Annotated in this window: 2 protein-coding genes and 1 pseudogene; 2 read left to right on the forward strand and 1 reads right to left on the reverse strand. The window is 72.3% G+C overall.

Annotation, left to right across the window (positions count from 1 at the left end; all coding sequences use genetic code 11):
- Window positions 1-128 (reverse strand): SDR family NAD(P)-dependent oxidoreductase (locus HMPREF3105_RS13065; protein WP_141762495.1); only part of this gene is annotated, 128 nt, incomplete at its 3' end.
- A gap of 139 nt (window positions 129-267) precedes the next feature.
- Between HMPREF3105_RS13065 and valS the strand changes: the two genes are divergently transcribed.
- A complete protein-coding gene (gene valS, locus HMPREF3105_RS09945) occupies window positions 268-2,952 on the forward strand; it encodes a valine--tRNA ligase (protein WP_049146115.1) in 2,685 nt (894 codons plus the stop codon).
- A gap of 360 nt (window positions 2,953-3,312) precedes the next feature.
- Window positions 3,313-3,497 (forward strand): annotated as a pseudogene (locus HMPREF3105_RS09950) (hypothetical protein); the annotation flags it as partial.

A 3,497-nucleotide genomic window follows, 5' to 3' on the forward strand; every position in this document is an offset into this window, starting at 1 on the left:
CCGACGGCGTACACGCGCCAGCCGCGGCGGGCGAGCTCGAGGGCCGTGGCGCGGCCGATGCCGCTCGTGGCCCCCGTCACGACGGCGGCGCGGGCGGGGTTCTTCGCAGGTTCATGGGTGTGGCTCACGCCTCCGACCGTAGCCGAGCCGTGCCGTTCGGAGCACCGCCCGGATCACCTCCGCCAGGTCGAGCGGCTGAAAGGGCGGGACGTCCCGGGCGTCGTCGCAGGCCCGGCCCGCCGCCCCGGTCATGGGAGGATGGCGGGCATGGCTGAGAACACGCAGGGCACAGACACGCCCATCGACGCATCGACCCCGTCCACCCCCGCCGCCGGCGCCGTGGCCGTGCCGGACAAGCCGGCCCTCGAGGGCCTCGAGGAGAAGCTGACCGCCCGCTGGGCCGACGAGCGCACGTACGCGTTCGACACGCAGACCACCCGCGAGCAGGTCTACTCGATCGACACTCCCCCGCCGACCGCCTCCGGCTCCCTGCATGTGGGCCACGTCTTCTCCTACACGCAGACCGACGTGCTCGCCCGGTACCAGCGCATGAACGGCAAGAACGTGTTCTACCCGATGGGCTGGGACGACAACGGCCTGCCCACCGAGCGCCGTGTGCAGAACTACTACGGCGTCCGCTGCGACCCCGCCAAGCCGTACGTGGAGGGCTACCGCCCGCCGGAGAAGCCGGCGAAGAACCAGCGCGACTGGGACGTGATCTCCCGCAAGAACTTCATCGAGCTCTGCGAGGAGCTCGCCGTCGAGGACGAGAAGGTCTTCGAGGACCTCTTCACCCGCCTCGGCCTGTCCGTCGACTGGGACATGACCTACCGGACCATCGACGACGTCTCCCGCGCCGTCTCCCAGCGCGCCTTCCTGGCCGGCATCGCCTCGGGCGACGCCTACCTGGCCGAGGCCCCCACCATGTGGGACGTGACCTTCCGCACCGCCGTGGCCCAGGCCGAGCTCGAGGACCGCGAGGTCCCCGGCGCCTACCACCGCTACGCCTTCACCGCTGCGGACGGCGAGCAGGTCTTCATCGAGACCACCCGCCCCGAGCTGCTGGCCTCCTGCTCCGGCCTGGTCGCCCACCCGGACGACGAGCGCTACCAGCACCTGTTCGGCACGACCGTCACCTCCCCGCTGTACGGCGTGGAGGTCGAGGTCTTCCCGCACCCGCTGGCCAAGCCGGACAAGGGCTCCGGCATCGCCATGGTCTGCACCTTCGGCGACCTCAACGACGTCACCTGGTGGCGCGAGCTGCAGCTGCCGACCCGCACCCTGATCGGCCGTGACGGCCGCTTCGCCGCCGACACCCCCGAGTGGATCACCACGGACGCCGGCCGACAGGCCTATGCGGACACCGTGGCCGGCAAGACCGTGTTCTCCGCCAAGCAGGGTGTGGTGGACGCCCTCACCGCGGCCGGCCTGCTGGACGGAGAGCCGAAGAAGATCATGCACGCCGTGAACTTCTACGAGAAGGGCGACAAGCCGCTCGAGGTCGTCACCTCCCGCCAGTGGTACATCCGCAACGGCGGCCGCGACGCCGACCGCCGCGCGGAGCTGATCGAGCGCGGCCGCGAGCTCTCCTGGCACCCGGAGCACATGCGCCACCGCTACGAGAACTGGGTCGAGGGCCTCAACGGTGACTGGCTCGTCTCCCGCCAGCGCTTCTTCGGGGTGCCGATCCCGGTCTGGTACCCGCTGGACGCGGAGGGTGAGCCCGACTATGAGAACCCGATCCTCCCGGCCGACGAGCAGCTCCCCGTGGACCCGGCCGCCGAGGCCGCCCCGGGCTACTCCGAGGACCAGCGCGACGTCCCCGGCGGCTTCACCGGCGACCCGGACGTCCTGGACACCTGGGCCACCTCCTCGCTGACCCCGCAGATCGTGGGCCGCTGGTCCCGTGACGAGGCGTTCTTCAACAACGTCTTCCCGTTCGATCTGCGCCCGCAGGGCCACGACATCATCCGCACCTGGCTGTTCTCCACCGTGGTGCGCGCCCACGCCCTCAACGGCTCCGTGCCGTGGACGGACACCGCGCTCTCCGGCTGGATCCTCGACCCGGACCGCAAGAAGATGTCCAAGTCCAAGGGCAACGTGGTGGTCCCGACCGACATCCTGGACCAGTTCGGCTCGGACGCCGTCCGCTACTGGGCCGCCTCGGCCCGCCTCGGCGCGGACACCGCCTACGAGGTGGCGCAGATGAAGATCGGCCGCCGCCTGGCCATCAAGCTGCTCAACGCCGCCAAGTTCGTGCTGAACCTGGGCGCCACGCAGGACGCCGTCATCCGTACGGCCGACGACGCCGCGGCCGTCACCAACCCGCTGGACGCCTCCCTGCTGACGCGCCTCGCGGCCACCGTGGAGCAGGCGACCCGCGCGTTCGAGGCCTACGACTACGCACGCGCCCTCAACGTGACCGAGCAGTTCTTCTGGGCCTTCACGGACGACTACGTGGAGCTCGTGAAGGACCGTGCCTACGGTGGCCACGGCGAGGCCGAGCAGGCCTCGGTGGTGACCACGCTGGCCACCACCCTGGACGCCCTGCTGCGTCTGCTGGCCCCGTTCCAGCCGTTCGCCACCGAGGAGGTGTGGAGCTGGTGGCGCGCCGGCTCCGTGCACACCGCCGCGTGGCCGGGCGCCGCGGACGAGGTGGCGTCCCTGTCCTTCGCCGCCTCCGCCGGCGACGCCGAGGTCCTGCCCACCGTGGCGCAGGTCCTGGGCGGCATCCGCAAGGCGAAGTCCGAGGCCAAGGTGAAGCAGCGGACCGAGGTGCGCTCCGCCGTGGTGACCGGACCGGCCGACTGGCTCGAGAAGCTGCGCGGCGGCCTGGCGGACCTCAAGGCGGCCGGCAACATCGCGGACCTGTCCCTCACGCAGGGCGAGGCCGGCGAGTCCGCGCCCCTGACCGTCTCCGACGTGCAGCTCGCACCGGTCGACGACGACTGACCCGCGCCGCGCGTTCCCGGACGGTGTCTCGGGAGCGCACGCGGCACGACGACGGCCCCGTCGCCCATCACGGGCGGCGGGGCCGTCGTCGCGCCCGTGCTGCAAACCCGAGTCTGCCGTCAGCGTGGGATGTTCGTGGCCCGGATCCGGTAGGGCACAGCACGCGTCGGACAGTCCGCCGCCGGATCGGAGTTCGTCGGGAGGCGGCCCTCCCGGGGGTGTCGTGGTGCACCTCCCGGTCGTGCTCCTGCCGCATGTCGCAGTGCGGTCACCGCGGCGGGGGTGGACACTGAGAGGATGAGACCGACACCCGATCCCGCCCCGGCCGGCCGCCGCGCCTGCGACTCCTCCGCCCGGCGGATGTCCGCCGCCCTCGCCGCCATGGGCGTGCTCCACTTCGTCCGACCTGAGCCCTTCGACGGGCTGATCCCGCCGTTCCTGCCCGGCTCGGCCCGCGCGTGGACCCACGGCTCCGGCGTGGCCGAGCTGGCCGTGGCGGGTCTGCTGGCCGTCCCGCGCACCCGGCGCGCGGGCGGACGCGCCGC

The organism is Micrococcus sp. HMSC31B01 (assembly GCF_001816085.1).
Classification (GTDB): domain Bacteria; phylum Actinomycetota; class Actinomycetes; order Actinomycetales; family Micrococcaceae; genus Micrococcus; species Micrococcus luteus.